This is a genomic window from Actinopolymorpha cephalotaxi, from assembly GCF_013408535.1.
GTDB classification, from domain to species: Bacteria; Actinomycetota; Actinomycetes; order Propionibacteriales; family Actinopolymorphaceae; genus Actinopolymorpha; species Actinopolymorpha cephalotaxi.
The window spans coordinates 6,009,314-6,029,019 of sequence record NZ_JACBZA010000001.1; the positions used below are offsets into that span (position 1 = coordinate 6,009,314).

Below are 19,706 nucleotides of genomic sequence, written 5' to 3' on the forward strand. Positions count from 1 at the left end.
GTACCGCTACTGCGTGGCGTCCAGCATCAGCCGCACCGCGAGGGCACCGAAAATGGTCGCGGACGCGCGCTCCAGCCAGCGGCGGAACGCCTGCCGGCGCAGCACCCGCTCGGAGAACGTCCCGGCCAGCATGGCCACGGAGGAGTCCACCACGATCCCGATGGCGATGAAGATCGCGCCGAGGACCAGGAACTGCGCGGTGGCCGGCCAGCTGTGCGCGCCGGTGGTGAGGAACTGCGGCATGAACGCGAGGTAGAAGAGGATGACCTTCGGGTTCGCGAGGTTGGTGAGCACGGCCATCACGTACACCCGTGGCAGCGAGCGCGGCTTGCTCGGCGTACGCACCGAACCGCCCCGGCCCCGGCTGGCCCGCCAGGTCATCACGGCGAGGTAGACCAGGAACAACGCCCCGGCGATCCGGATGCCCTCGAGGACCAGCGGCGCGGTCCTGATCAACGCGCCCAGGCCGAACGCCGCCGCCACGGTGTGCACCGTGAGCCCGGTCGACATTCCGGCCGCGGCGACGAAGCCCGTCCGGCGACCGCCGGAAACCGCGTGGGCGAGGACGAACATCATGTCCGGGCCGGGTACGACGCTGATCAGCGCCACCGCGACGACGAACGCGATGAGCAGGGCGTGGTTCATGGAGCTGGGGTCCTCCTGGTTCAGCTGAGACGGTCGCCCGGTCGGGGCGCACGCCAAAGGGGAGCCACTGTGTGGGCGGCTCCCTGGTGGTTACGTTGTGTGCCGGCCGGGGGTCTGGGATCGCCAGCGCCGGCGGCCTGCACACCTTAGATGGCCGAGGTCCACCGTCCCGAACGCCCTGGCACCCAGGGCGCATTCCACCGCGTTGGGTGGCCGATCGGTCGCCGCCGGGTATGTCGATCAGTGCTCGTCGCCGTTGTTACGCTCTGCCACTGTGCGGACCCTCCGGCGGCTCGGGCAGCTCGGGCAGGCACTCTCGGCGCCCGTCACTCCGCGGTTTCGTCGCCCAGTCGCCGGCGGCCTCGCCGCGTTCGGCGTTCCACCCACTCACCGTCCCGGTCGACTCCGTCGTCACCGACCTGGTCGCGTTCGCGGCGCAGCAGGCGGACCGCGACGAACGCCACCACCACCAGGGCGGCGACCGCGACGATCGCCGTGGAGAACATCCCGACGTACACCTCGACCAGCGACCAGTGCTCGCCCAGGAAGTAGCCGGCGAGGATCAGTGCGGAGTTCCACAGCGCGCTGCCGGCCGCGGTGAGCGGTACGAACAACATCAGCGGCATGCGTTCCACACCGGCCGGGATCGAGATCATGCTGCGGAACAGCGGCACCATCCGGCCGAAGAACACCGTCGACCGCCCGTGCCGCAGGAACCACTCCTCGGTCCGGTCGACGTCGGACACCTTCACCAGGGGCAGCTTCCGCACCAGTCCACGCGTACGCTCGCGCCCCACCGCCGCGCCGAGGAAGTACAGAACGAGCGCGCCCAGCGTCGAGCCCAGCGTGGTCCAGCCGATGGCGCCCACCAGGCTCAGGTCACCCCGGCTGGCGGCGAACCCGGCCAGGGGCAGGATCAGCTCGCTGGGGATGGGCGGGAAGAGGTTCTCCAGGAAGACCGCCACGCCGGCGCCCGGGCTGCCGAGCTTCTCCATCAGTCCGGTGACCCAGCCGACGATCCCGCCGGTCGGCTCGGCCTTCGCCGCCACTGTCATGGCGCTCACAAACCCACTCCGTTCGATCATGCCTGGACGCTACGAACCGCCACTGGGTGGCGACCATGAGGTACGCCGCACAGTTCGGTGGCCCGGCCACACCTCGCCCCTGCGGAAACCGCACTACCCGAAAGAGCGCGGCGCCCCGGTGTCACGACTGTGGCGGCCCACCTCAGGGAGCAACGATCGGGCCCTTCCGGGCGCTCCCGATCAACTCGTCCGTGGTGTGGCGAACGCTTCGCTCGGGCCGCTGTGTCCGACCCTTCTGGTATTCATCTGTGCACACCAGTCCGACGACTTCGGAGCCGCAGATGAGCACCCGATACGACGACGTACTCGACAGTCTCCGGGTCGCCTACGACGGCGGCGCCGAACGCCGCGACGCGATGGACAAGGCGCCGTGGAAGCTCGCCGAACGCGAGGCCTACCTCGACCGGCTGCGAGCCGAGGGAGTCGCGACGCTTCTCGAGGTCGGCGCGGGCACCGGCCAGGACAGCGCCTACTTCCGCGACCACGGTCTGCGGGTCGCGGCCACCGACCTGTCCCCGGCGATGGTGGAGCGCTGCCGGGAGAAGGGCATCGACGCACACGTCGCCGACTTCCTGCACCTCGGCTTCCCGCCCGAGTCCTTCGACGCCGCGTACGCCATGAACTGCCTGCTGCACGTGCCGAACGCCGACCTGCCGGCGGCGCTGGAGTCCATCGCGACCGTGCTACGGCCGGGCGGGTTGTTCTATCTCGGTGTGTACGGAGGCGCACAGGGCGAGGGGCCGCTGGCCGACGACCGGCACGACCCGCCGCGGTTCTTCGCCTCGCGGACCGACGAGGAGCTCCAGGACTACGCGCGGCAGGCGTTCGAGGTGGTGGACTTCCACGTGGTGGAGGTCACGGACTTCCACGGCGACCCCGCGGCGGTGTTCCGGTTCCAGTCCCTGACCCTTCGACGCCCGGCCTGAGCGCCCGCGGCGACCGTTCAGAGCGCCTGCGGCCGCGTCGGCCGCAGCCCCCGAGGCGGACGTACCTCAGCCGCCGGTGAGCTCGACCCGATCGAGTGGCACCGGTCGTACGGTTCCGCCCTTGGCGTCCCAGCGGACGAGTTCGGCGGCCGGAAGGACGACGGAACCCAACTCGGCCTCCCCCTGGTCGTCGCACCAGGTGAGGACGGCTCCGACGTCGATCGCCGGGGCGGCGAAGTGCACCAGGTTGACGTACCAGTCCCGGGCCAGCCGAGAAACGGACGGTCCCGGTCGGTCCGAACCAGAACCCGCCCGGAGCGAGCTGTCGATCCGCCGCCTCAGCGTGTCCGCCGTGTCGTCCTCGGGGTGGGCGAGCACCGCGACCCCGCGCGGATGCGGACCGACACCCCGAAGGACGAGGCGTACGGCAGGCAGACCGGTCGCCGCGGCCCGCAGCGCGGCGCCGAACATCCGCACCCGCCGGTCGGTAGGCGAAACGCCGGGGCGATGCGGCTCGAACGTGCAGATGGTCAGGTGCAGGCTGTCCGCGTCGTGTATCCAGTGGCCCGGACCGGCGACCGCGCCCACCTGCCGGGCCAAACCCGCAACGTCGTGGCGGACCTGGCCGGGCAGTCGGAAGATCGCGCTGATCCCCCAGCGGCCACCGTGGCCGACCGCGACCTCCGGGACCACCTCGCCGGCCGCGAACCGGTCGCGCGCCCGGACCCGCATCCGGTCCGTCTCGTCGCCTGTTCGCTCGTCCACCACGCCGCGATCATGGCAGGCGCCGGGCGCTACAAGTAGAGGCAGAAGGGATGGCCGGCCGGATCGAGGTACACGCGTACGTCGTCCTGCGGCTGGTGGTCGGCGAGGGTTGCGCCAGCCGCCTCCGCGTGCGCGCCGGCCGCGTCGAGGTCGTCGACGTTGATGTCGAGGTGCGCCATCATCTGCTGCGCGCCGGCGGCGGCGGGCCACGTGGGGCGGACGTAGGCGGGCTCGGTCTGGAACGACAGGGCCGCACCGCCGCCGTCGCGATCCAGGCGCACCCAGCCGGGCTTGTCCTGCACGACCTTCCAGCCCAGCAGCCGGACGTAGAAGGCCGCCAGCGCCTGCGCGTCGGAGGACTCCAGCACGGTGGCTGTGACGTGCATGCGGGGTCGCTCTGTCATGGCTGCCTCCTTCAGCGGCCGGGCACGCAGGGGTTCGGCCCGGTGCCGCCGGACAGTAGCGACGCCCACCGACAAGCCGCGCAGTCAAGCCACGGAGTCAGGCCGCGGACTCAGCGCCGTGCGGTCAGCTCCACCGTCGTCGGGAGTTCGTCCAACTCGACGGCCTGCCGTACTCGCGCCAGCGCCTGGTCGATCCGGGCCCGGGCCGCTGCCGGGTCCGCGTCGTGGTCCAGGACCACGTGCAGGTGAAGCCGGGGATGGGCCGCCGAACCGGTCAGCCGGGCGTGGCCGCGATGGAGGTACGGGCTGTCGGCGAGGTCGTTCTCGATCGCGGCGGTGACCGCCTTGCCGGGGAGGTTGGTCACCCCCTGCCGCGAGTCGGGTTCGAGGCGGAGGTTGCGCAGGCTGTCGACCCGGGTCTGGCTGGCCAGCCACCACAGTGCCAGCAGCGCCAGCACGATCGCGACCACGGCGAGCGCGGGCCAGAACCACTTCTGCTCGACGCCGAACCGGACGGTCGCCGGATCGATGACCGGGCCGGAGGCGGGGCCGAACATGCGGGGAAGAAGGTTCAGTCCACGCGCCAGCCCGGCCGCGCCGGCCAGCAGCAGGACCAGCCCGACCAGGGCGAGCCCCACTCGGTTCCTCAGGGCGGTGCGACGATTCCTCGTGGTCATCTGACTCAGTCCTGTCTGCGGCGAACGGTGACCCGGACGGTCGGGCGACCCGCCATCGGTGCGAGTTCGTCGACGCGTTCGGTGACGGCCGTACGGATCTGCTCGTCCAGGCCAGCTACGTCGCGCAGGGGACTCGACGCGGCCACCCGCACCTTGCGGGCGCTGACAGTGACCTGAGCCGAGGAGACTCCGGGCACCGACTCCGCCGCGCGGGCGAGGTGCCGGCTCATCCCGACGGTCTCGATCCCCATCACGACCTGCGGGTCCGCCGACGTCAGCACCACCGCACGCGGTCGGCCCGGCTTCACCGCGAGGAAGAGCAACACCAGCCCGAGCAGGATGGCGAGACCGCAGACGGCGAACGGGAGCGAGTCGTTCCAGCGCGTGTCCCGGCCCAGCGAGTTCAGCTGTTCGACCGGCAGCAGCCCGGGCGGGGACCCGAACAGTCCGCCGATCACCTCGATGGCCACCAGCGCGGCCACCACCGCGAGCACGAGCGCGACGATCGTGGCCGGCAGCACCCGGTGGGGACGGAACACGTGGGTGGCCCGGCGGAGCGACCTGCGGTCACCCGCTCCGGTGGGCGGCGGGGGCGGGGTGGCCCGGTCGTCCGCCGTACGGATCTCCTCGGTGGTCGCGCTCACAACACCCTCCTACCGTGCTCGGCCGGGGGTACGAGGTGCGCGACGTCGATGTCGACCTGGCGCACCTGGATCCCGGTGAGTCCGGAGATCCGCTCCATGACCTGGGTACGGAGGTTCCGCGTCACCTCGCGTACCGGTGCGGGATAGACCACCGAGACGGTCATGCGTACGGTGGCCAGGTCGCCGTCCACCTGGGCGGACACCTGCGGTCCGGAGTCGAGTTCGTCGCGGCCGAGAGGGACGCCGAGCACCCGCCGGCTGGCCCCGCCGGCCTGGTCGACCTCGGCGAGCGCCTGCCCGGCGATGCGTTCGAGGACCCGGCCGGCGATCTCGGTCCGCCCCCGCGACTCCGGCGGGCCCAGCGTCTCCGTCCGGTCCCCTGTGCCGGACGCGGACTCGGGCGGGCGGTCCACCGGCGCCTCGGTGGTGGTGGTCACGACCGCCTCCGGCTACCCAGCAACGCACCCACGTCCAGGTCACCGGTCATCGCCCGGCCGACCAGCAGGCCCAGCAGACCGAGCACCGCCACGATCAGGAACGCCGAGAACCCGCCGAACGCTCCGGCGAACCCCACGGCCGTACCGAACGCCAGGCCGATCATCGGCCACCAGCGCGTCTCATCCATCGAAGCCCACACCCTTTCGATCAGTCGTCCCGCGAACGCGTCACCGCACCCGGGGTTCCCGGCGGCGCATTCGTCGCCACCACCGGATCAGAAGCCACAGCCCGCCACGTCGGCGGAACGTGCTCACGTCGTCGGCCCGCGCCGCGTCCGCTCGCGATCCCGGCGACGGTGTGCGTGCCGACGGGACGCCGCGGCCGGCACGTATCCGCTCCAGCCCGGCGACGAACGCCGCGTGGTCACCGCCCACGTCCGGGTGGTGCGCACGGACCCACGCCCGGAACGCACTGCGTTCCGCGCGGGAGGTGGCGGGATCCGCGCTCATGCGACGCCCGGACCCGTTCCCTCACCGTCCCTGCGCACCGCGCCACCAGGCCCCTGTCTCCGGTCGGGCTCCTCGTCACCGATCGCCAGGTCGTCGATCGACACGTCGACCCGGCGACCGGGTACGAGCGGAGTGACCGCCGCGCGTACCTGCTCGGCGACCTCGGCCAGCGGCCGGCCGTACCGAGCCACCACGGCCACCCGGACCTCCTCGTCGCGTACCGCCACCCCGGACACCGAGCGCCCGGGAAGGTACGTGGCGATGGGCCCGGCGCTGAGCCGGGCCACGTCCGGGCAGGCCGTGATCGCCGCGGCGATCCGGTCCGCCAACCGGCCCGCGTCGGTGGACTCGGCGGACTCGGAGCGCTCCGCGGACTCGGCGCCGGCCGGCCCGGCACCGATCGGTTCCGTGCCGAGCGACTCCGTGCCGAGCGACTCCGTGCCGAGCGGCCCGGCCGTCGGTCGGCTCACTGGACCCGGGGCTGCTCGGGGGCGTCGTTGGACTCCTGCTCACCGGGCAGGTGAATGTCGCCGACGGTGATGTTGACCTCGGTGACCTCGAGCCCGCACAGCTTCTCCACCGCGCCCACGACGTTGCGGCGGATGCCCGCGGCGAGGTCGGGGATGGAGACGCCGTACTCGACCACGACGTCCAGGTCGATGGCGGCCTGGCGTTCGCCCACCTCGACCGCGACGCCCTGGGTGACGGTGGACGTCGAGCCACCGATCCGTTCGCGCACCGCGCCGAACGCGCGGGAGATGCCCGCACCCATGGCGTACACGCCACGGACCTCACGGGTGGCCATGCCGACGATCTTCGCGACGACGGCGTCCGCGATCACGGTGCGGCCGCCGCTGCCGGCCAGGTCGGTCCCGGAGCGGGTGGCCACCGCACCGGTGGACGGTCCGTTGGACTCGCCGGCGGTGGGGGTCTTCTTGTCGTTCGTCTGCGCAGTCATGTTCGCCTCTCGTCCGAGCTTCGACACCACCTGCGTCCGGGTGCGATGCCCGGAGTAGTGCCGTGTCCGTGCGTGTGTTGTGCGTTCCATACGTCCGTCGAAACCCGTCCGACGAGGCGTTCACCTTGCGCCTGCACGAGGTGACCGCCGCTTTGCGACTAATCAGGCGGGCGGATATACCTAGCGAAGATGTTCCTGGGTCCCTTCTCCTCACGGGGGTGTGCACGTGATCTGGATCACAGTCATCCGGACGCCCCCGGTGGCGGGGTGACCGGGTGACGACGTCGGCGCCCCCCGACGAGACCCTGGTGGCGCGTGCGCGGATCGGTGACGCGACCGCGTTCGAGCAGCTCGTACGCCGCTACTCCGGTCCGGCCTACCGGATCGCGCTGCGCATCCTGGGCGACGCCGACACGGCACAGGACGTGGCTCAGGAGGCGTTCATCACGGCTTGGCGCCGCCTCGACCGGATCCGCGTGGACCAGGCCTTTGCCGCCTGGCTCTACCGCATCGTCACCACCGCTGCTCTCCAGGCGGCGCGGAGCCGCCGCGCCCACCCCGATGCCGAACTCGATCATGAACATGTCAGGCTTCCGCTCTCGGCTTCCGGCCAGCCGGAGCAGCAGGTCCTCGTCGCCGACCTGCTCGCCGCACTTCGAGCGGCCCTCGGGCTGCTCACGCCGGAGCAACGGGCATGCTGGGTGTTACGAGAGTTGGAGGGGCTCTCCTATGACGAGATCGCCGAGGTCACGGGAATCGGACCCGATGCGGTTCGGGGACGCATCCATCGCGCCCGCGTCCGCCTCGCCAGGGAGCTGAAACCATGGCGATAGATCAGCCCAACGGGAACACTCCGCCGCCGCCCGGCCAGGACCGGCGCGAGGAGGTGCTCCCGTGCGGCCGCGACATGGGGACGGTGTACGACCACCTCACCGACGGCGGCTTGGACGACCACGAGTTGTCGTGCCCGCACTGCCGGGGCGCCGCGGCGGAGTTCGCACCGGTGCTGCAGGCCGCGGAACTCCTGCGGGACGAGCCCGCCGAGCCGCCTCCGGGGTTCGTCGACTCGATCATGGCCCGCATCCACGCCACCCGCAGCCGAAGCTGGCGGTTGTCGCTACCCGCCGAACACCCCCTGCACCTCGCCATCACCGAACACGCGGCCGCGACCGTGCTGGCCGCCGCGGCGAGCGAGGTCGCGGGCGTCACCGTCAACCGCTGTCACTTCCCCGAACGCGGCGACCCGACGAGGCTGCAGATCAACCTCACCCTGCGCCAGCGGACACCGGTGTCACAGATCGTGGAACGTGTCCGGAAGGCGGTGCGCTCGGCCGCCCGGCGGCAGCTCGGACTGGAGCTGAACGCGATCGACGTCCGGGTGGACGACATCCACCTGTGACGGCACCTTCGTAGTCACCGGTGCCCGCTCGGTCAGGACGAGCCGCCACCAGGTCGTACGGACGCCAGCAGTTTGGCCGCGAACCGGGGCAGGTGCGGGTCCAGAGTGCCCGGCGGCTCGTCGGCCACCTCGTCCACCCGCACCCACCTGATGCCGTCGAACTCGGTCGCGTCGTAGGAGACGATCGACGATCTCGGCAGGCCGAGGACATACCAGAGACTCACGTCGGTGTGCGGGCCGGCACCGCGGGTGCGGGTCACGGTGACGAAGAACGGCCGGTCGCCGGGGAGACCGGGCAGGTGGGAGGGTGCGGCCGCGACGTTGAGCTCCTCGAGGCACTCTCGTACGACCGTCTCCCACGGGTCCTCGCCGGGTTCGACGTGTCCTCCTGACGGCAGCCAGAGCCCGGCCTTGCGGTGGGCGACCAGCAGCAGCTCCAGCCGGGTCTCGTCGACCACGACGAAGTAGCTCACCAGGTGGGGGTCCGGGACGTCCGGCTTCGCGGTCCGGTAAGCCGGGGCGCCGCCGGCCAGCCAGTCCAGGACCGTCTGCCGGTGGGCCTGCTCGGTCTCGTCCCACGGGCGGATGCCCTCGACCAGGCCGACCAGGTGCTGCCGGGACGTGGTCGTCGTCTCGGAAGGCGCGACGTCGTACGCGCGTCGCCCGATGTCTTTCGCACTGGTCACGCCGACACCGTATCGACGGCCGCCGACCGCACCTCCGCATTGACGGTGCCAGCCACACCGGCGGGCATGGCGATGACGCTGACATGCGGACGCGGAACGGTTCGACGCGTGTTGCCGAGCGGGCGGGTTCCCTAGCGCTCCGGCAGCGTCGGGTGCGCAGGCGTGGGGGCGATGTCGACCATGGTGCTGGTGATCGCCCAGCGCTCGTGGTCCCGCCAGGCTCCGTCGATGTACAGCAGCTCGGGCGAGTAGCCCTCGTGCCGGAAGCCGACCCGACGGACGAGGTTCAAGGAGGCGTGGTTGCCGGGCTGGATCTGGGCTTCGAGCCGGTGCAGCCGTAGCTGCTCGAACGCGTAGCGCACCACCAGTGTGAGCCCTTCGGTCAGGTATCCCCGGCCGGCGGTGGGGGCGAAGGCGGCGTAGGAAACGGACCCGGACTGGAACCGTCCGCGAATGATGCTGTTGAGGTTGACCACGCCGGCGATGGCCCCGCTGCCGCGTACGCAGATCGCCACCGCCTCCTCGTGCGGCTCCGCGTACCGCGCGAGGTAGGCCCGGAACCGCTCCGGCGTGGACGGCAGCGCCATCCACGGGTGGTGCAGGTCCACGCTGGCGCTCACCAGGTCGAGGAACTCGTCCTGGTCATCTGCGGTGAGATGCCGCAGGGTCACCCGGTGGGAGGCGCCCGGTCGGTTGGCCACCTGAAAGACGTCTGTCGCCCCATCGTTCACGGACGGGAGAGTACCGAGCACTCCTGGCGGCACCCGCTGCCCGGGCGGCCAACTGGCACGCGGAGGGCACGCGGAGGGCACGCGGGGCGGTTTCGGTCATCCGGCCGGAGCGGCCGGTGAGGGCCTTGGGTGGCCTGACCTGGGGATTCGTACGAGTGGAGACGAGGGGACTCGAACCCCTAACCCCTGCCTTGCAAAGGCCACTCACCCGCTCACGCTCATTCAGCGTGGATTGTTCCCGCGTCGAACACCAGGCGGCTTGACCGTGGGTTACCGACACAGACCAAGGTCATCCCCTGCTTGGGGCACGCGGGGGGGACGGAGACGGTCGCGAGGCCATGCCATTGCCTCGCGAGGTGGGGCCACGCCTAGATTGTGCAGACACGACTGGCGTGGGTGGGCGTGACCACCGGGGAGTGAAGGTCGGGGCATCGTCCGCCTGGGTGCCCCTTGCCGATGAGACGAGGAGACGCCTCCGTGACCGTCCGCCACCGGATCCTGCACCTGTCCGACACCCACCTGAACAGTCCTGACGTCGATGCCTCCGCGGCGCTGGCGCGCATCCTGTACGACGCCCGCTTCGTGCCGAAGGTGGATTTGGTCGTCGTGAGTGGCGACATCGCCGACGACGGTTCCACCGAAGGTTGCGCGGGCGTGCGGGAGCAAGTGGGCCGGTTCTGCGCCGAGCGAGGCATTCCGCATGTCTACTGCACGGGCAACCACGACACCCGAGAGGCGTTCGCGGCCGCCCTTGGCTCCGGGCACCTGGCGGCCGACAGCACCGACATGGGCACGACTATGGCGGGCGCGTCCGGCGAGCGCGCCGCCGTAAGCATCGTTGCTGGGCTGCGTGTGGTCACACTGGACAGCCTCGTGCCCGGCCACGTACACGGGCATCTCGACCCGGGCCAGCTGGTCTGGCTGCGTGAGGTGCTGGCTGAACCCGCTGCGGCGGGCACGGTGCTCGTGCTGCACCACCCACCGATCGCCGTGCCCACCTCTCCGATCATGGACACCGTGAATCTGCGTAACGCCGGTGATCTCGCCGATGCGGTACAGGGCACCGATGTCCATGCGATCCTGTGCGGTCACTTCCACCTGCAGCTGTCCGGCCTGCTGCGGGGCATACCGGTGTGGGTCACACCCGGCGTAGTCACCCGCATCGACTTCACCGCTCCGCCGCGGTGGGAACGCGCGGTGGTGGGCGCCGGGGCCACCGTGGTCGATCTCGGTGGCCCGGCTTCCCCGCTCTTCCACGTGCTGCACGCCCGCGACCCGCGTGCCGGCGAGCAGGTGTACCTCGTCGACGCGGTGTCGGGCGAGGATGTCGTCGGCGAGAAGCCATGATGGAGTGCCAGGTCGTACTCCGCCGAACCCGTACACCGCCGACCGGCCCGGTCCAGCAGGTTGCGTCCGGCAGCCATGGCTCCAGCACAACCCACTCGCCGTCGTAGCCGGTTCATGAGCCGGGCATCGCGGCATGCGCGAAAGAGAATGATCGGACGCGGACCGACGCGCTGCAGCGGGCTGCTTTCGGATCGGCTGCGAGGGTCCTGGGCTCGGTCCTGCTCCGCGGCGGACCTGACGGAGGACCGGAAGGGGTCCGCGACCGGTGAGGGGCACGCGGAGCGGTTGTTGGTCATTCGGCCAAAGTCACCAGCGAGGGCTTTGGATGGCCTGACCTGGTGTTGTGTGGTGGTGGAGACGAGGGGACTCGAACCCCTAACCCCTGCCTTGCAAAGGCAGTGCTCTGCCAGTTGAGCTACGCCCCCGGGATCGGCGCCGAAGCGCCGGAGCGCCGAGCCGGTCGGTCAGTGGGCGCCACCGGAGGGCGGGACCGGGTCGGTTGCCTCCGCCCAGAGGTTCTGCTCCGCCTTGTCCGCCTGCAACCGCTTGTACGCGAACCAGCCACCGGCGATCGCGACAGCGGCGAGGAGTGCCTTCTTGATCATCGGTAGCCTCCTTGAACGACACCGGCCTGGGATGACCACATCCCTGCGGGTGGTCGACACGGGCACGACATCGCTGCCGTGTCGCTTGTGTCGACCGCTCGGGTGAGTGGGCCTAACTGGACTTGAACCAGTGACCTCTTCCTTATCAGGGAAGCGCTCTAACCGTCTGAGCTATAGGCCCGGGCGCCGACGAACGTTACCGCAACCCTAGCGTCCCGCCCAAACCGGTTCGACGCGGGTACCACCCAAGGAACAGGGCGCGACCGGACGGTCCCGGAGATCACCGAAGGCACTCACCGGGCTCGGCCCCGACGCGTCACTCGTCCTCGGCGAGCGTGACCTCCAGGCCACCCAGCAGGCTGGCGGACAGGTTGTAGAGGAACGCACACAGCGTGGCGATCGCGGTGATCAGGATGACGTCGACCACGCAGATCAGCGCGGTGAACCCGAGGACCCGCTGCAGCCCGATGTAGTCCTCGAGGTTGAACCGGGTCTCCGAGGCGCTGCCCAGCACGTCGGTGATCGTCCGGCTGATGGAGTCGTACACGCCGGCCGCTTGGAGGACGTACCAGACCACGCTCACTGCCACGACGGTCACGATCGCGAACGCGATGGACAGCAGGAACGCCGTCTTCATCACCGACCACGGGTCCAGTCGGACCGCCCGGAGCCGGGCCCGGCGCACACGGGTGCGCGGGTCCGGCGGCGGCTGCGGCGCGGCCAGGATCCGCTGACGGAGCCCGTTGCGCTCCCGGATCGCCGCCGGGTCGGTCGGCCGGTTGGGTGCGGGCCGCCTCAGGTCGGGGCGCGGCGGCGCCGTACGCGGGGTGCCATCCGGGCCGTTCTGGGCCTTATGCCCAGAACGGTTGCTCTGGCCAGCTCCGCCCCCGGTCGAGGGGATGACTTGGGTAGCGGAATCGTCAGGCCCGCCGTTCCGTGTCACGTGCTGTCCTCCTGGCTGTCAGCCTGGTCCTGCCCGGCCGGACCGTCGGTAGGTCCATCATCAGCGGGCAGGTCGTCGGCCGTCTCCGGTTTCCCGTCGTCCCCAGCATCGTCCTCGGTGTTCCGGGCAATGGCAACGACCGAGTCTCCCTCGCGAACGCCGGCGAAGATGACGCCCATGGTGTCACGCCCCTTCGCCGCCACATCTGTCACCGGGCTTCTGGTCACCTGTCCGCTGGCTTTGACGGACAGAACCCGGTCCCCGTTGCTTACCACGATTGCCCCGACGAGGGATCCTCGGGCGTCGGAAATCCGCATCGCCTTGATTCCCAGTCCGCCGCGGCCCTGCCGGCGGTACTCGGTCACGGCGGTCCGCTTGGCGTAGCCACCGTCGGTCACCGTGAAGACGTACTGGCCCTCTTCCTCCCCGGCTCGGATCACCGCCATCGACAACAGTTCGTCACCGTCGCGGAACCGCATCCCGGTCACGCCGGACGTAGCCCGGCCCATCGGCCGCAACTGTCCGTCATCGGCCACGAAACGTACCGCCTGCGCCTTGCGGGAGACCAGGAGGAGCTCGTCTTCTGCATGGACCAGCTCCGCGCCGATCAGCTCGTCGTCCTCGTCCCGGAAGTTCAGGGCGATCACCCCGGCCGCGCGGTTGGAGTCGTACTCTCGCAGCGGGGTCTTCTTGACCAGGCCCTTCTTGGTCGCCAGGACGAGGTACGGGAACTGCTCGTAGTCGGCGATCGCCAGCACCTCGGCGATCTCCTCGTCCGGCTGGAACGACAGCAGGCCGGCGACGTGCCCGCCCTTTGCGTCGCGTGCCGACTCGGGCAGCTCGTACGCCCGGGCGCGGTAGACCCGGCCACGGTTGGTGAAGAACAACAGCCAGTGATGGGTGCGGGTCACGAACAGGTGGTTGATCACGTCGTCGCCCCGCAGCGACGCACCTCGCACGCCCTTCCCGCCGCGCTTCTGGCTGCGATAGAGATCGCTACGGGTGCGCTTGGCGTAGCCACCCATCGTGATCGTGACCACGACCTCCTCGTCCGGGATGAGGTCGGCCGCGGTGAGGTCGCCGTCGGCGGGGATGATCTGCGTACGCCGGTCGTCGCCGTAGCGGTCGACGATGGAGGTCAGCTCCTCGGCGACGATCCGCCGCTGCCGCTCCGGCGAGGCGAGGATGTCCTTGTAGTCGGCGATCCGGGCCTCGAGTTCGGCCAGCCGCTCCAGGATGGCCTGGCGTTCGAGCGCGGCCAGCCGGCGCAGCTGCATGTCGAGGATGGCCCGCGCCTGGATCTCGTCGATCTCCAGCAGCTCGATCAGCCCGGTGCGGGCGTCGTCGGCCGACGGGCTGCGCCGGATCAGCGCGATGACCTCGTCCAGGGCGTCCAGCGCCTTGGCCAGGCCGCGGTAGACGTGCGCATCCTCCTCGGCCTTGCGCAGCCGGAAGCGGGTGCGCCGCTGGATGACGTCGATCTGGTGGTCGATCCAGTGGGAGAGGAACAGGTCGAGGGAGAGCGTGCGCGGGATCCCGTCGACGAGCGCCAGCATGTTGGCGCCGAAGTTGTCCTGCAGCTGGGTGTGCTTGTAGAGGTTGTTGAGGACGACCTTCGCGATCGCGTCCCGCTTGAGGACCACGACCAGCCGCTGGCCGGTGCGGGAGGAGGAGTCGTCGCGTACGTCGGCGATGCCGGTGACCTTGCCGGAGTCGGCGAGCTCGGCGATCCGCAGAGCGAGGTTGTCCGGGTTGACCTGGTAGGGCAGCTCGGTGATCACCAGACAGGTGCGGCCCTTGCTGTCCTCCTCCACGTCGACCACCGCGCGCATCGTGATCGAGCCGCGGCCGGTGCGGTAGGCGTCCTCGATCCCGCGGTTGCCGACGATGAGCGCGCCGGTCGGGAAGTCCGGGCCGGGAATGCGCTCCATCGCGGCCGCGAGGATCTCCTCCCTGGTGGCCTCCGGGTGCTCCAGCGCCCACAGCGCCGCCGAGGAGACCTCACGCATGTTGTGCGGCGGGATGTTGGTCGCCATCCCGACCGCGATCCCGGCCGAGCCGTTGATCAGCAGGTTGGGGAAGCGGCTGGGGAGTACGACCGGCTCCTGCCCGCGGCCGTCGTAGTTGGGGCGGAACTCGACGGTGTCCTCGTCGATGTCACGCACCATCTCCATGGCCAGCGGGGCCATCCGGCACTCGGTGTACCGCATCGCGGCCGGCGGGTCGTTGCCGGGCGAGCCGAAGTTGCCCTGCCCCTGCACCAGCGGGTGCCGCTTGGTCCACGGCTGCGCCAGACCGACCAGGGTGTCGTAGATCGCGGAGTCGCCGTGGGGGTGGTACTGACCCATCACGTCACCGACGACGCGCGAGCACTTGGAGAAGCCCCGGTCGGGGCGGTACCCGCCGTCGTACATGGCGTACAGCACGCGGACGTGCACGGGCTTCAGCCCGTCGCGGACATCCGGCAGCGCCCGGCCCACGATCACGCTCATGGCGTACTCGAGGTAGTTGCGCTGCATCTCCGCCTGGAGATCGACGGGGTTGACCCTGGAGGGGGGTGGGGGCGGAGCGGCGGTGGTGTCTTCGGTCACTGGACCTGTTCCTTCGCACTACGGTCGTCAGCGGGGGACGACGCGAGGTGTCCGGTCGAACCGGTGGACGGGTGGCTGGGCGTCGCGACGAGGTTCATCAGATGTCGAGGAACCGGACGTCCTTGGCATTGCGCTGGATGAACGAACGCCGCTGCTCGACGTCCTCACCCATGAGTACGGAGAAGATCTCGTCCGCCTGCGCGGCGTCGTCGAGGGTGACCTGACCGAGGATCCGGCCGTCGGGGTCCATCGTGGTCTCCCACAACTCGTCGGCGTTCATCTCGCCCAGACCCTTGTAACGCTGGATCGGGTTCTCCTTCGGCAGCTTGCGCCCGGCCTCCCGGCCCGCGGCCAGCAGACCGTCGCGTTCGCGGTCGGAGTAGGCGAGCTCGTGCTGGGCGCCGGACCAGCGGATCTTGAACAGCGGCGGCTGTGCGATGTAAACGTGGCCGGCCTCGATGACGTGCCTCATGTACCGGAACAACAACGTCAGCAGCAGGGTGGTGATGTGCTGGCCGTCCACGTCGGCGTCGGCCATCAGCACGATCTTGTGATAGCGCAGCTTGGCCAGGTCGAAGTCCTCGTGGATCCCGGTGCCCAGCGCGGCGATGATCGCCTGCACCTCGGCGTTCGCCAGCACCCGGTCGATCCTGGCCCGCTCGACGTTGAGGATCTTGCCCCGGATCGGCAGGATCGCCTGGATCCGCGGGTCACGGCCACCCTTGGCCGAGCCACCCGCGGAGTCACCCTCCACGATGAAGATCTCGCACTCGTCGGGGTTGGTCGACTGGCAGTCGGCGAGCTTGCCCGGCAGTCCGCCCCCACCCAGCAGGCCCTTGCGGTTGCGGGCCAGGTCACGCGCCTTGCGGGCGGCCACCCGGGCGGTCGCGGCGGCGATGCCCTTGCGCACGATGTCCTTGCCCTCGCCGGGGTTCTTCTCGAACCACTGGCTCAGCTGGTCGTACATCAGCGTCTGGACGAACGTCTTGGCCTCGGTGTTGCCGAGCTTGGTCTTCGTCTGCCCCTCGAACTGCGGCTGCTCCATCTTTACCGAGATGATCGCGGTCAGGCCCTCGCGTACGTCGTCACCGGACAGCCGGTCCTCACGCTTCTTGATGAGGTTCCAGTCCTCGCCGAACTTGTTCACCAGGCTGGTCAGCGCGGACCGGAAGCCCTCCTCGTGGGTGCCGCCCTCGTGGGTGTTGATCGCGTTGGCGAACGTGTGCACCGACTCGGTGAAGGAGGAGTTCCACTGCATCGCGACGTCCAGGCTCATGCCGGCCTTGGTGTCCTCGGCCTCGAACGCGATGACGCTGCGGTGCACCGCGTCCTTGGTGGCGTTGAGGTGCTCGACGTAGTCGACGATGCCGTTCTCGTAGCAGTAGACGGCCTCCCGTGCCTCGCCCGTCTCACTCAGCTCGGTCCGCTCGTCCCGCAGCGCGATGGACAGGCCCTTGTTGAGGAAGGCCATCTCCCGCAGCCGGGTGGCGATCGTCTCGTAGACGAACGTCGTCGTCTCGAAGATGTCGGGCGTGGGCCAGAACGTGATCGCGGTGCCGGTCTCGTCGGTCTCCTCGTGCTGGGCCAACGGGTGGTCGGGCTCACCGAGGTGGAATGTCTGCGTCCAGCGGTGACCGGCGTTCCTGACCTCGACGTCCAGCCGGGTCGACAGCGCGTTGACCACGGAGATACCCACGCCGTGCAGACCGCCGGAGACCTTGTAGCCGCCGCCGCCGAACTTTCCGCCCGCGTGCAGGACGGTCATCACGACCTCGACCGCCGAACGGCCCTCCGACTCCACGATCCCGGTGGGGATACCGCGGCCGTTGTCGACCACCCGGAGGCCGCCGTCGGGCAGGATGGTGACCTCGACCCGGTCCGCGTGCCCGGCCATCGCCTCGTCGACCGCGTTGTCGACGGCCTCCCAGACGAGTTGGTGCAGACCCCGTTCGCCGGTGGAGCCGATGTACATGCCGGGCCGCTTACGCACCGCGTCCAGGCCCTCGAGCACCCGGATCGCGCTGGCGTCGTACTGCGGCAGCTCCCCGTCGGTCGGCACATCACCGGTCGTAGGCACATCACCAGTCGTCACGTGTGGTTGACCTCCTGCCAACAGGACACGAAGAGGCCGCTCCGGTGTGAGCACGTCCGGCGTCCGGCGAGGACGCGGCGCCCCAGACGGTCGGAGCGGCCTGAACTGCCGCCCAGTGTACTCGTCCGAAGCCACAGAAGCATGTCTGGCAGGCCCTGGAAGCCCTACTGGCCAGCACAGCCGGGACCGAGGTATCCCCCTCCGTACCTCCACTTCCGCCGATCGGTCTGAGTGGCTTCTGTGGACGATCACAAGGTGGACACCTTGGGGCGGTGGTCCGGCGGACGAAAACGGTCAATCCATGAGTTGGTGGAACGATCGGGAGGATGCGGGCGACCGGGACACCGCGAGCGAATCGGGCCTTCGCCGGCCTTGGGCCGAACGTCCCGATGTCCCAGCGTCTCAGCCGTAGGTGTCCCGGGGTCCCCGTCCGTCGCGGACGCTGCGCAGACCCCGCTGCCAGCTGGGCGCCGACGGGCCGAGGACGACCACCCGCCGGACGGTCCCGTCACCGAGTTCCTCGTTCAGCCGCCGCACCAGGCTCGGAGCGAGCAACCGCACCTGGGTCGCCCAGGCGGTCGAGTCGGCCCGGACGGTCAGCTCCGCGTCGACGTACCGCTCCGCCCGGCAGTGGGCGGCGACGTCCGGCCCCACGATGTGGTCCCAGCGGGCGAGTGCCCCGGCGACGGCCACGTCGGTGGTCCAGCCGCGTTCGTTGACCAGCCTCCCGATGGTGGAGTCGAGCGCCTGCGGGTCGCGGTCGTCGGGGCCGGCGCCGGACCTGGTGGTCCGGGTCGTGTTTCCAGCGCGGGAACGCCGGTCGCCGGCGCGACCCGAGCCGGACCGCCCGCCCCGGCGGCCGCCGCCGATCACGGGGCGCGCCAGGGCGGCCGCGACCGCCCGGGCCAGTTCGAGGCCGGAGGGATTCCAGGTCGCGTCGCCGTCGTCGGGTGAGCGGGGCCCCTCCTGAGCGTCAGTACGCCGGCCGGCCGGATCCGGGGCTTCACCGTCGACCCCGTCGGCACCGTCACCGGGGTCACCGGGGTCGACGGGACCCGCGGAGTCGACGGAGTCGAGAGAGTCCGCAGCGTCGAGAGGCCCGGTCAGGTCGGCCGGAGCGGCGCGTTCTGGCAGGTCAGGCGGCTCGGTCGGCATGTTCGACCCTCCCGTCCGCGACGACGTAGCGCGCCCCGGCCAGCTGCTCCGGGACGTCCTCGGCCACGGCGGCGGTGACCAGCACCTGTTCCGCGCCCGCCACCAGACCTGCCAGCCGGCGCCTGCGTCCGGCGTCGAGTTCGGCGAACACGTCGTCCAGGATCAGCACCGGCTCACCGCCGTCACTGCACAGCAGGTCGTACGCCGCCAGCCGCAGCGCCAGCGCCACCGACCACGACTCGCCGTGGCTGGCGTACCCCTTCGCCGGGAACTCGCCGAGGCTGAGGACCACGTCGTCGCGGTGCGGACCGACCAGGGAGACGCCGCGGCGTACCTCCTCGTCCCGGCGTTCGGCCAGCGCGGCGGTGACGTCGTCGGCCAGCGCGGCGGCGGTGACCTGGTCACCGAGGTCGGCGGAGCTGCGGTAGTCGAGCCGGACCTCCTCCTGCGTGGGCGAGACGTGGGCGTACGCCTTCGCCACCAGCGGGCGCAGCAACTCGAGCGTGGCCAGCCGGGCCGCGAGCAGCTCCCCACTGAGCCGGGCCAGGTGTGAGTCCCACGCGTCCAGCGTGCGCAGTGCCCCGGAGGACGCCTGCGCGGCCGTCTTCAGCAGGGTGTTCCGCTGACGCAGCACCCGGTCGTAGTCCTGTCGTACGCCGGAAAGACGTGGCGCGCGAGCCACCATCAGCTCGTCCAGGAACCGCCGCCTGGTGTCCGGGTCACCCTTCACCAGAGCGAGGTCCTCGGGTGCGAACAGGACCGTACGGAGAACGCCGAGAACGTCCCCCGGACGGGAGACCGGCGACCGGTTGAGCCGGGCCCGGTTGGCGCGCCCGGGCGTGACCTCCAGCTCGATCAGTGCGTGCCGGGCGTCGCGGACGACGTCCCCGCGGACGATCGCCCGGGTGGCGTCGGCGCGCACCAACGGCGCGTCGTGCGGCACCCGGTGCGATCCGAGAGTCGCGAGGTAGCCGACCGCCTCCACGAGATTGGTCTTGCCCTGGCCGTTCTGGCCCAGAAACACCGTGACTCCGGGTTGGAGGTCGAGTTCGACCGTGGCGTAGTTGCGGAAGTCGGTGAGGGAGAGGTGCGCGACGTACACGGCA

The 19,706-nt window shown here is 70.6% G+C and carries 23 protein-coding genes, 2 tRNA genes and 1 riboswitch; of the genes, 4 read left to right on the forward strand and 21 right to left on the reverse strand.

All coding sequences use genetic code 11. The features are described from left to right. Nucleotides 1-6: 6 nt before the first annotated feature. Together FHR37_RS26715 and FHR37_RS26720 are read right to left on the reverse strand one after the other, a co-directional pair. Nucleotides 7-645 (reverse strand): LysE family translocator, encoded by a 639-nt coding sequence (locus FHR37_RS26715; protein WP_092883932.1) that lies wholly within the window; start codon nt 643-645, stop codon nt 7-9. Between the two features lie 326 nt (nt 646-971). Next, nucleotides 972-1,700: a DedA family protein gene (locus tag FHR37_RS26720; RefSeq protein ID WP_237768856.1), complete on the reverse strand. Its 729-nt coding sequence runs from the start codon at nt 1,698-1,700 to the stop codon at nt 972-974. Between the two features lie 311 nt (nt 1,701-2,011). On the opposite strand from FHR37_RS26720, the gene FHR37_RS26725 reads away from it, so the two are divergent. Continuing rightward, nucleotides 2,012-2,656, forward strand: coding sequence for a class I SAM-dependent methyltransferase (locus FHR37_RS26725; protein ID WP_092883934.1), 645 nt, complete (start codon nt 2,012-2,014; stop codon nt 2,654-2,656). Between the two features lie 66 nt (nt 2,657-2,722). On the opposite strand, the gene FHR37_RS26730 is transcribed toward FHR37_RS26725, so the two are convergent. The 9 genes from FHR37_RS26730 to FHR37_RS26770 form a co-directional block, all read right to left on the reverse strand. Beyond that, complete coding sequence (locus tag FHR37_RS26730) at nt 2,723-3,424, reverse strand: hypothetical protein (RefSeq protein ID WP_092883935.1); 702 nt, start codon at nt 3,422-3,424, stop codon at nt 2,723-2,725. A gap of 26 nt (nt 3,425-3,450) precedes the next feature. Further along, nucleotides 3,451-3,825 carry a VOC family protein gene (locus tag FHR37_RS26735; RefSeq protein WP_202818128.1) on the reverse strand — a complete coding sequence of 125 codons (375 nt, stop codon included), beginning with the start codon at nt 3,823-3,825 and terminating at the stop codon, nt 3,451-3,453. A 110-nt stretch (nt 3,826-3,935) separates the two neighbouring features. Beyond that, a complete protein-coding gene (locus tag FHR37_RS26740) occupies nt 3,936-4,502 on the reverse strand; it encodes an alkaline shock response membrane anchor protein AmaP (protein WP_139238994.1) in 567 nt (188 codons plus the stop codon). 5 nt (nt 4,503-4,507) lie between these two features. Further along, nucleotides 4,508-5,146: a DUF6286 domain-containing protein gene (locus tag FHR37_RS33345; protein WP_092883938.1), complete on the reverse strand. Its 639-nt coding sequence runs from the start codon at nt 5,144-5,146 to the stop codon at nt 4,508-4,510. After that, nucleotides 5,143-5,583 (reverse strand): Asp23/Gls24 family envelope stress response protein, encoded by a 441-nt coding sequence (locus FHR37_RS26750; RefSeq protein WP_092883939.1) that lies wholly within the window; start codon nt 5,581-5,583, stop codon nt 5,143-5,145. The genes FHR37_RS33345 and FHR37_RS26750 overlap by 4 nt, the downstream gene beginning before the upstream one ends. After that, complete coding sequence (locus FHR37_RS26755; RefSeq protein WP_092883940.1) at nt 5,580-5,771, reverse strand: hypothetical protein; 192 nt, start codon at nt 5,769-5,771, stop codon at nt 5,580-5,582. Before FHR37_RS26755 ends, FHR37_RS26750 begins: the two co-directional genes overlap by 4 nt. Nucleotides 5,772-5,811: 40 nt before the next feature. Next, nucleotides 5,812-6,093 carry a hypothetical protein gene (locus FHR37_RS26760; RefSeq protein WP_092883941.1) on the reverse strand — a complete coding sequence of 94 codons (282 nt, stop codon included), beginning with the start codon at nt 6,091-6,093 and terminating at the stop codon, nt 5,812-5,814. Then, nucleotides 6,090-6,563 (reverse strand): Asp23/Gls24 family envelope stress response protein, encoded by a 474-nt coding sequence (locus FHR37_RS26765; protein ID WP_175542551.1) that lies wholly within the window; start codon nt 6,561-6,563, stop codon nt 6,090-6,092. The genes FHR37_RS26760 and FHR37_RS26765 overlap by 4 nt, the downstream gene beginning before the upstream one ends. After that, nucleotides 6,560-7,051 carry an Asp23/Gls24 family envelope stress response protein gene (locus FHR37_RS26770; protein ID WP_092884088.1) on the reverse strand — a complete coding sequence of 164 codons (492 nt, stop codon included), beginning with the start codon at nt 7,049-7,051 and terminating at the stop codon, nt 6,560-6,562. Before FHR37_RS26770 ends, FHR37_RS26765 begins: the two co-directional genes overlap by 4 nt. Before the next feature lie 275 nt (nt 7,052-7,326). Between FHR37_RS26770 and FHR37_RS26775 the strand changes: the two genes are divergently transcribed. Beyond that, nucleotides 7,327-7,884 carry an RNA polymerase sigma factor gene (locus tag FHR37_RS26775; RefSeq protein ID WP_092883942.1) on the forward strand — a complete coding sequence of 186 codons (558 nt, stop codon included), beginning with the start codon at nt 7,327-7,329 and terminating at the stop codon, nt 7,882-7,884. Continuing rightward, nucleotides 7,875-8,450 (forward strand): cupin domain-containing protein, encoded by a 576-nt coding sequence (locus FHR37_RS26780; RefSeq protein WP_139238995.1) that lies wholly within the window; start codon nt 7,875-7,877, stop codon nt 8,448-8,450. The genes FHR37_RS26775 and FHR37_RS26780 overlap by 10 nt, the downstream gene beginning before the upstream one ends. A gap of 32 nt (nt 8,451-8,482) precedes the next feature. Here the strand turns inward: FHR37_RS26780 and FHR37_RS26785 are convergent, their stop codons facing one another. Both FHR37_RS26785 and FHR37_RS26790 read right to left on the reverse strand, forming a co-directional pair. Continuing rightward, complete coding sequence (locus FHR37_RS26785) at nt 8,483-9,136, reverse strand: NUDIX domain-containing protein (RefSeq protein ID WP_202818129.1); 654 nt, start codon at nt 9,134-9,136, stop codon at nt 8,483-8,485. A 131-nt stretch (nt 9,137-9,267) separates the two neighbouring features. Then, a complete protein-coding gene (locus FHR37_RS26790) occupies nt 9,268-9,867 on the reverse strand; it encodes a GNAT family N-acetyltransferase (RefSeq protein WP_237768842.1) in 600 nt (199 codons plus the stop codon). A 373-nt stretch (nt 9,868-10,240) separates the two neighbouring features. Continuing rightward, a riboswitch (ZMP/ZTP riboswitch) is annotated at nt 10,241-10,319 on the forward strand. A 25-nt stretch (nt 10,320-10,344) separates the two neighbouring features. Between FHR37_RS26790 and FHR37_RS26795 the strand changes: the two genes are divergently transcribed. After that, on the forward strand, nt 10,345-11,214 hold the full coding sequence (locus FHR37_RS26795) for a metallophosphoesterase (protein WP_202818131.1): 870 nt from the start codon (nt 10,345-10,347) through the stop codon (nt 11,212-11,214). 349 nt (nt 11,215-11,563) lie between these two features. On the opposite strand, the gene FHR37_RS26800 is transcribed toward FHR37_RS26795, so the two are convergent. From FHR37_RS26800 to recF, 8 genes are all read right to left on the reverse strand, one after another. Further along, nucleotides 11,564-11,639, reverse strand: a tRNA-Ala gene (locus tag FHR37_RS26800). A 39-nt stretch (nt 11,640-11,678) separates the two neighbouring features. Further along, nucleotides 11,679-11,819, reverse strand: a complete 141-nt coding sequence (locus FHR37_RS26805) for a DLW-39 family protein (RefSeq protein WP_172804880.1) — start codon at nt 11,817-11,819, stop codon at nt 11,679-11,681. Nucleotides 11,820-11,926: 107 nt separating this feature from the next. Further along, nucleotides 11,927-12,000, reverse strand: a tRNA-Ile gene (locus FHR37_RS26810). A 135-nt stretch (nt 12,001-12,135) separates the two neighbouring features. Next, nucleotides 12,136-12,456 (reverse strand): DUF3566 domain-containing protein, encoded by a 321-nt coding sequence (locus FHR37_RS33535; protein WP_092884091.1) that lies wholly within the window; start codon nt 12,454-12,456, stop codon nt 12,136-12,138. Nucleotides 12,457-12,758: 302 nt separating this feature from the next. Further along, nucleotides 12,759-15,353 carry a DNA gyrase subunit A gene (gene gyrA / locus FHR37_RS26820; RefSeq protein WP_092883945.1) on the reverse strand — a complete coding sequence of 865 codons (2,595 nt, stop codon included), beginning with the start codon at nt 15,351-15,353 and terminating at the stop codon, nt 12,759-12,761. Between the two features lie 97 nt (nt 15,354-15,450). After that, complete coding sequence (gene gyrB / locus FHR37_RS26825; RefSeq protein WP_237768843.1) at nt 15,451-17,412, reverse strand: DNA topoisomerase (ATP-hydrolyzing) subunit B; 1,962 nt, start codon at nt 17,410-17,412, stop codon at nt 15,451-15,453. Between the two features lie 435 nt (nt 17,413-17,847). After that, entirely contained in the window at nt 17,848-18,600 is a 753-nt protein-coding gene (locus FHR37_RS26830; protein ID WP_092883946.1) for a DUF721 domain-containing protein, read from the reverse strand. Continuing rightward, the gene (recF, locus tag FHR37_RS26835; RefSeq protein ID WP_092883947.1) at nt 18,581-19,702 is read right to left on the reverse strand and encodes a DNA replication/repair protein RecF; all 1,122 of its coding nucleotides are present in this window, start codon (nt 19,700-19,702) and stop codon (nt 18,581-18,583) included. The genes FHR37_RS26830 and recF overlap by 20 nt, the downstream gene beginning before the upstream one ends. Nucleotides 19,703-19,706: the final 4 nt, after the last annotated feature.

What these genes read in the sequence shown, in the direction of transcription:
- FHR37_RS26760 (WP_092883941.1), bottom strand. Translation starts at nt 6,093, where the DNA reads ATGAGCGCGGATCCCGCCACCTCCCGCGCGGAACGCAGTGCGTTCCGG.
- FHR37_RS26740 (WP_139238994.1), bottom strand. Translation starts at nt 4,502, where the DNA reads ATGACCACGAGGAATCGTCGCACCGCCCTGAGGAACCGAGTGGGGCTC.
- FHR37_RS26720 (WP_237768856.1), bottom strand. Translation starts at nt 1,700, where the DNA reads ATGACAGTGGCGGCGAAGGCCGAGCCGACCGGCGGGATCGTCGGCTGG.
- FHR37_RS26780 (WP_139238995.1), top strand. Translation starts at nt 7,875, where the DNA reads ATGGCGATAGATCAGCCCAACGGGAACACTCCGCCGCCGCCCGGCCAG.
- FHR37_RS26830 (WP_092883946.1), bottom strand. Translation starts at nt 18,600, where the DNA reads ATGCCGACCGAGCCGCCTGACCTGCCAGAACGCGCCGCTCCGGCCGAC.
- FHR37_RS26735 (WP_202818128.1), bottom strand. Translation starts at nt 3,825, where the DNA reads ATGACAGAGCGACCCCGCATGCACGTCACAGCCACCGTGCTGGAGTCC.
- FHR37_RS26715 (WP_092883932.1), bottom strand. Translation starts at nt 645, where the DNA reads ATGAACCACGCCCTGCTCATCGCGTTCGTCGTCGCGGTGGCGCTGATC.
- FHR37_RS26725 (WP_092883934.1), top strand. Translation starts at nt 2,012, where the DNA reads ATGAGCACCCGATACGACGACGTACTCGACAGTCTCCGGGTCGCCTAC.
- FHR37_RS26755 (WP_092883940.1), bottom strand. Translation starts at nt 5,771, where the DNA reads ATGGATGAGACGCGCTGGTGGCCGATGATCGGCCTGGCGTTCGGTACG.
- FHR37_RS26770 (WP_092884088.1), bottom strand. Translation starts at nt 7,051, where the DNA reads ATGACTGCGCAGACGAACGACAAGAAGACCCCCACCGCCGGCGAGTCC.
- FHR37_RS26805 (WP_172804880.1), bottom strand. Translation starts at nt 11,819, where the DNA reads ATGATCAAGAAGGCACTCCTCGCCGCTGTCGCGATCGCCGGTGGCTGG.
- FHR37_RS33535 (WP_092884091.1), bottom strand. Translation starts at nt 12,456, where the DNA reads ATGAAGACGGCGTTCCTGCTGTCCATCGCGTTCGCGATCGTGACCGTC.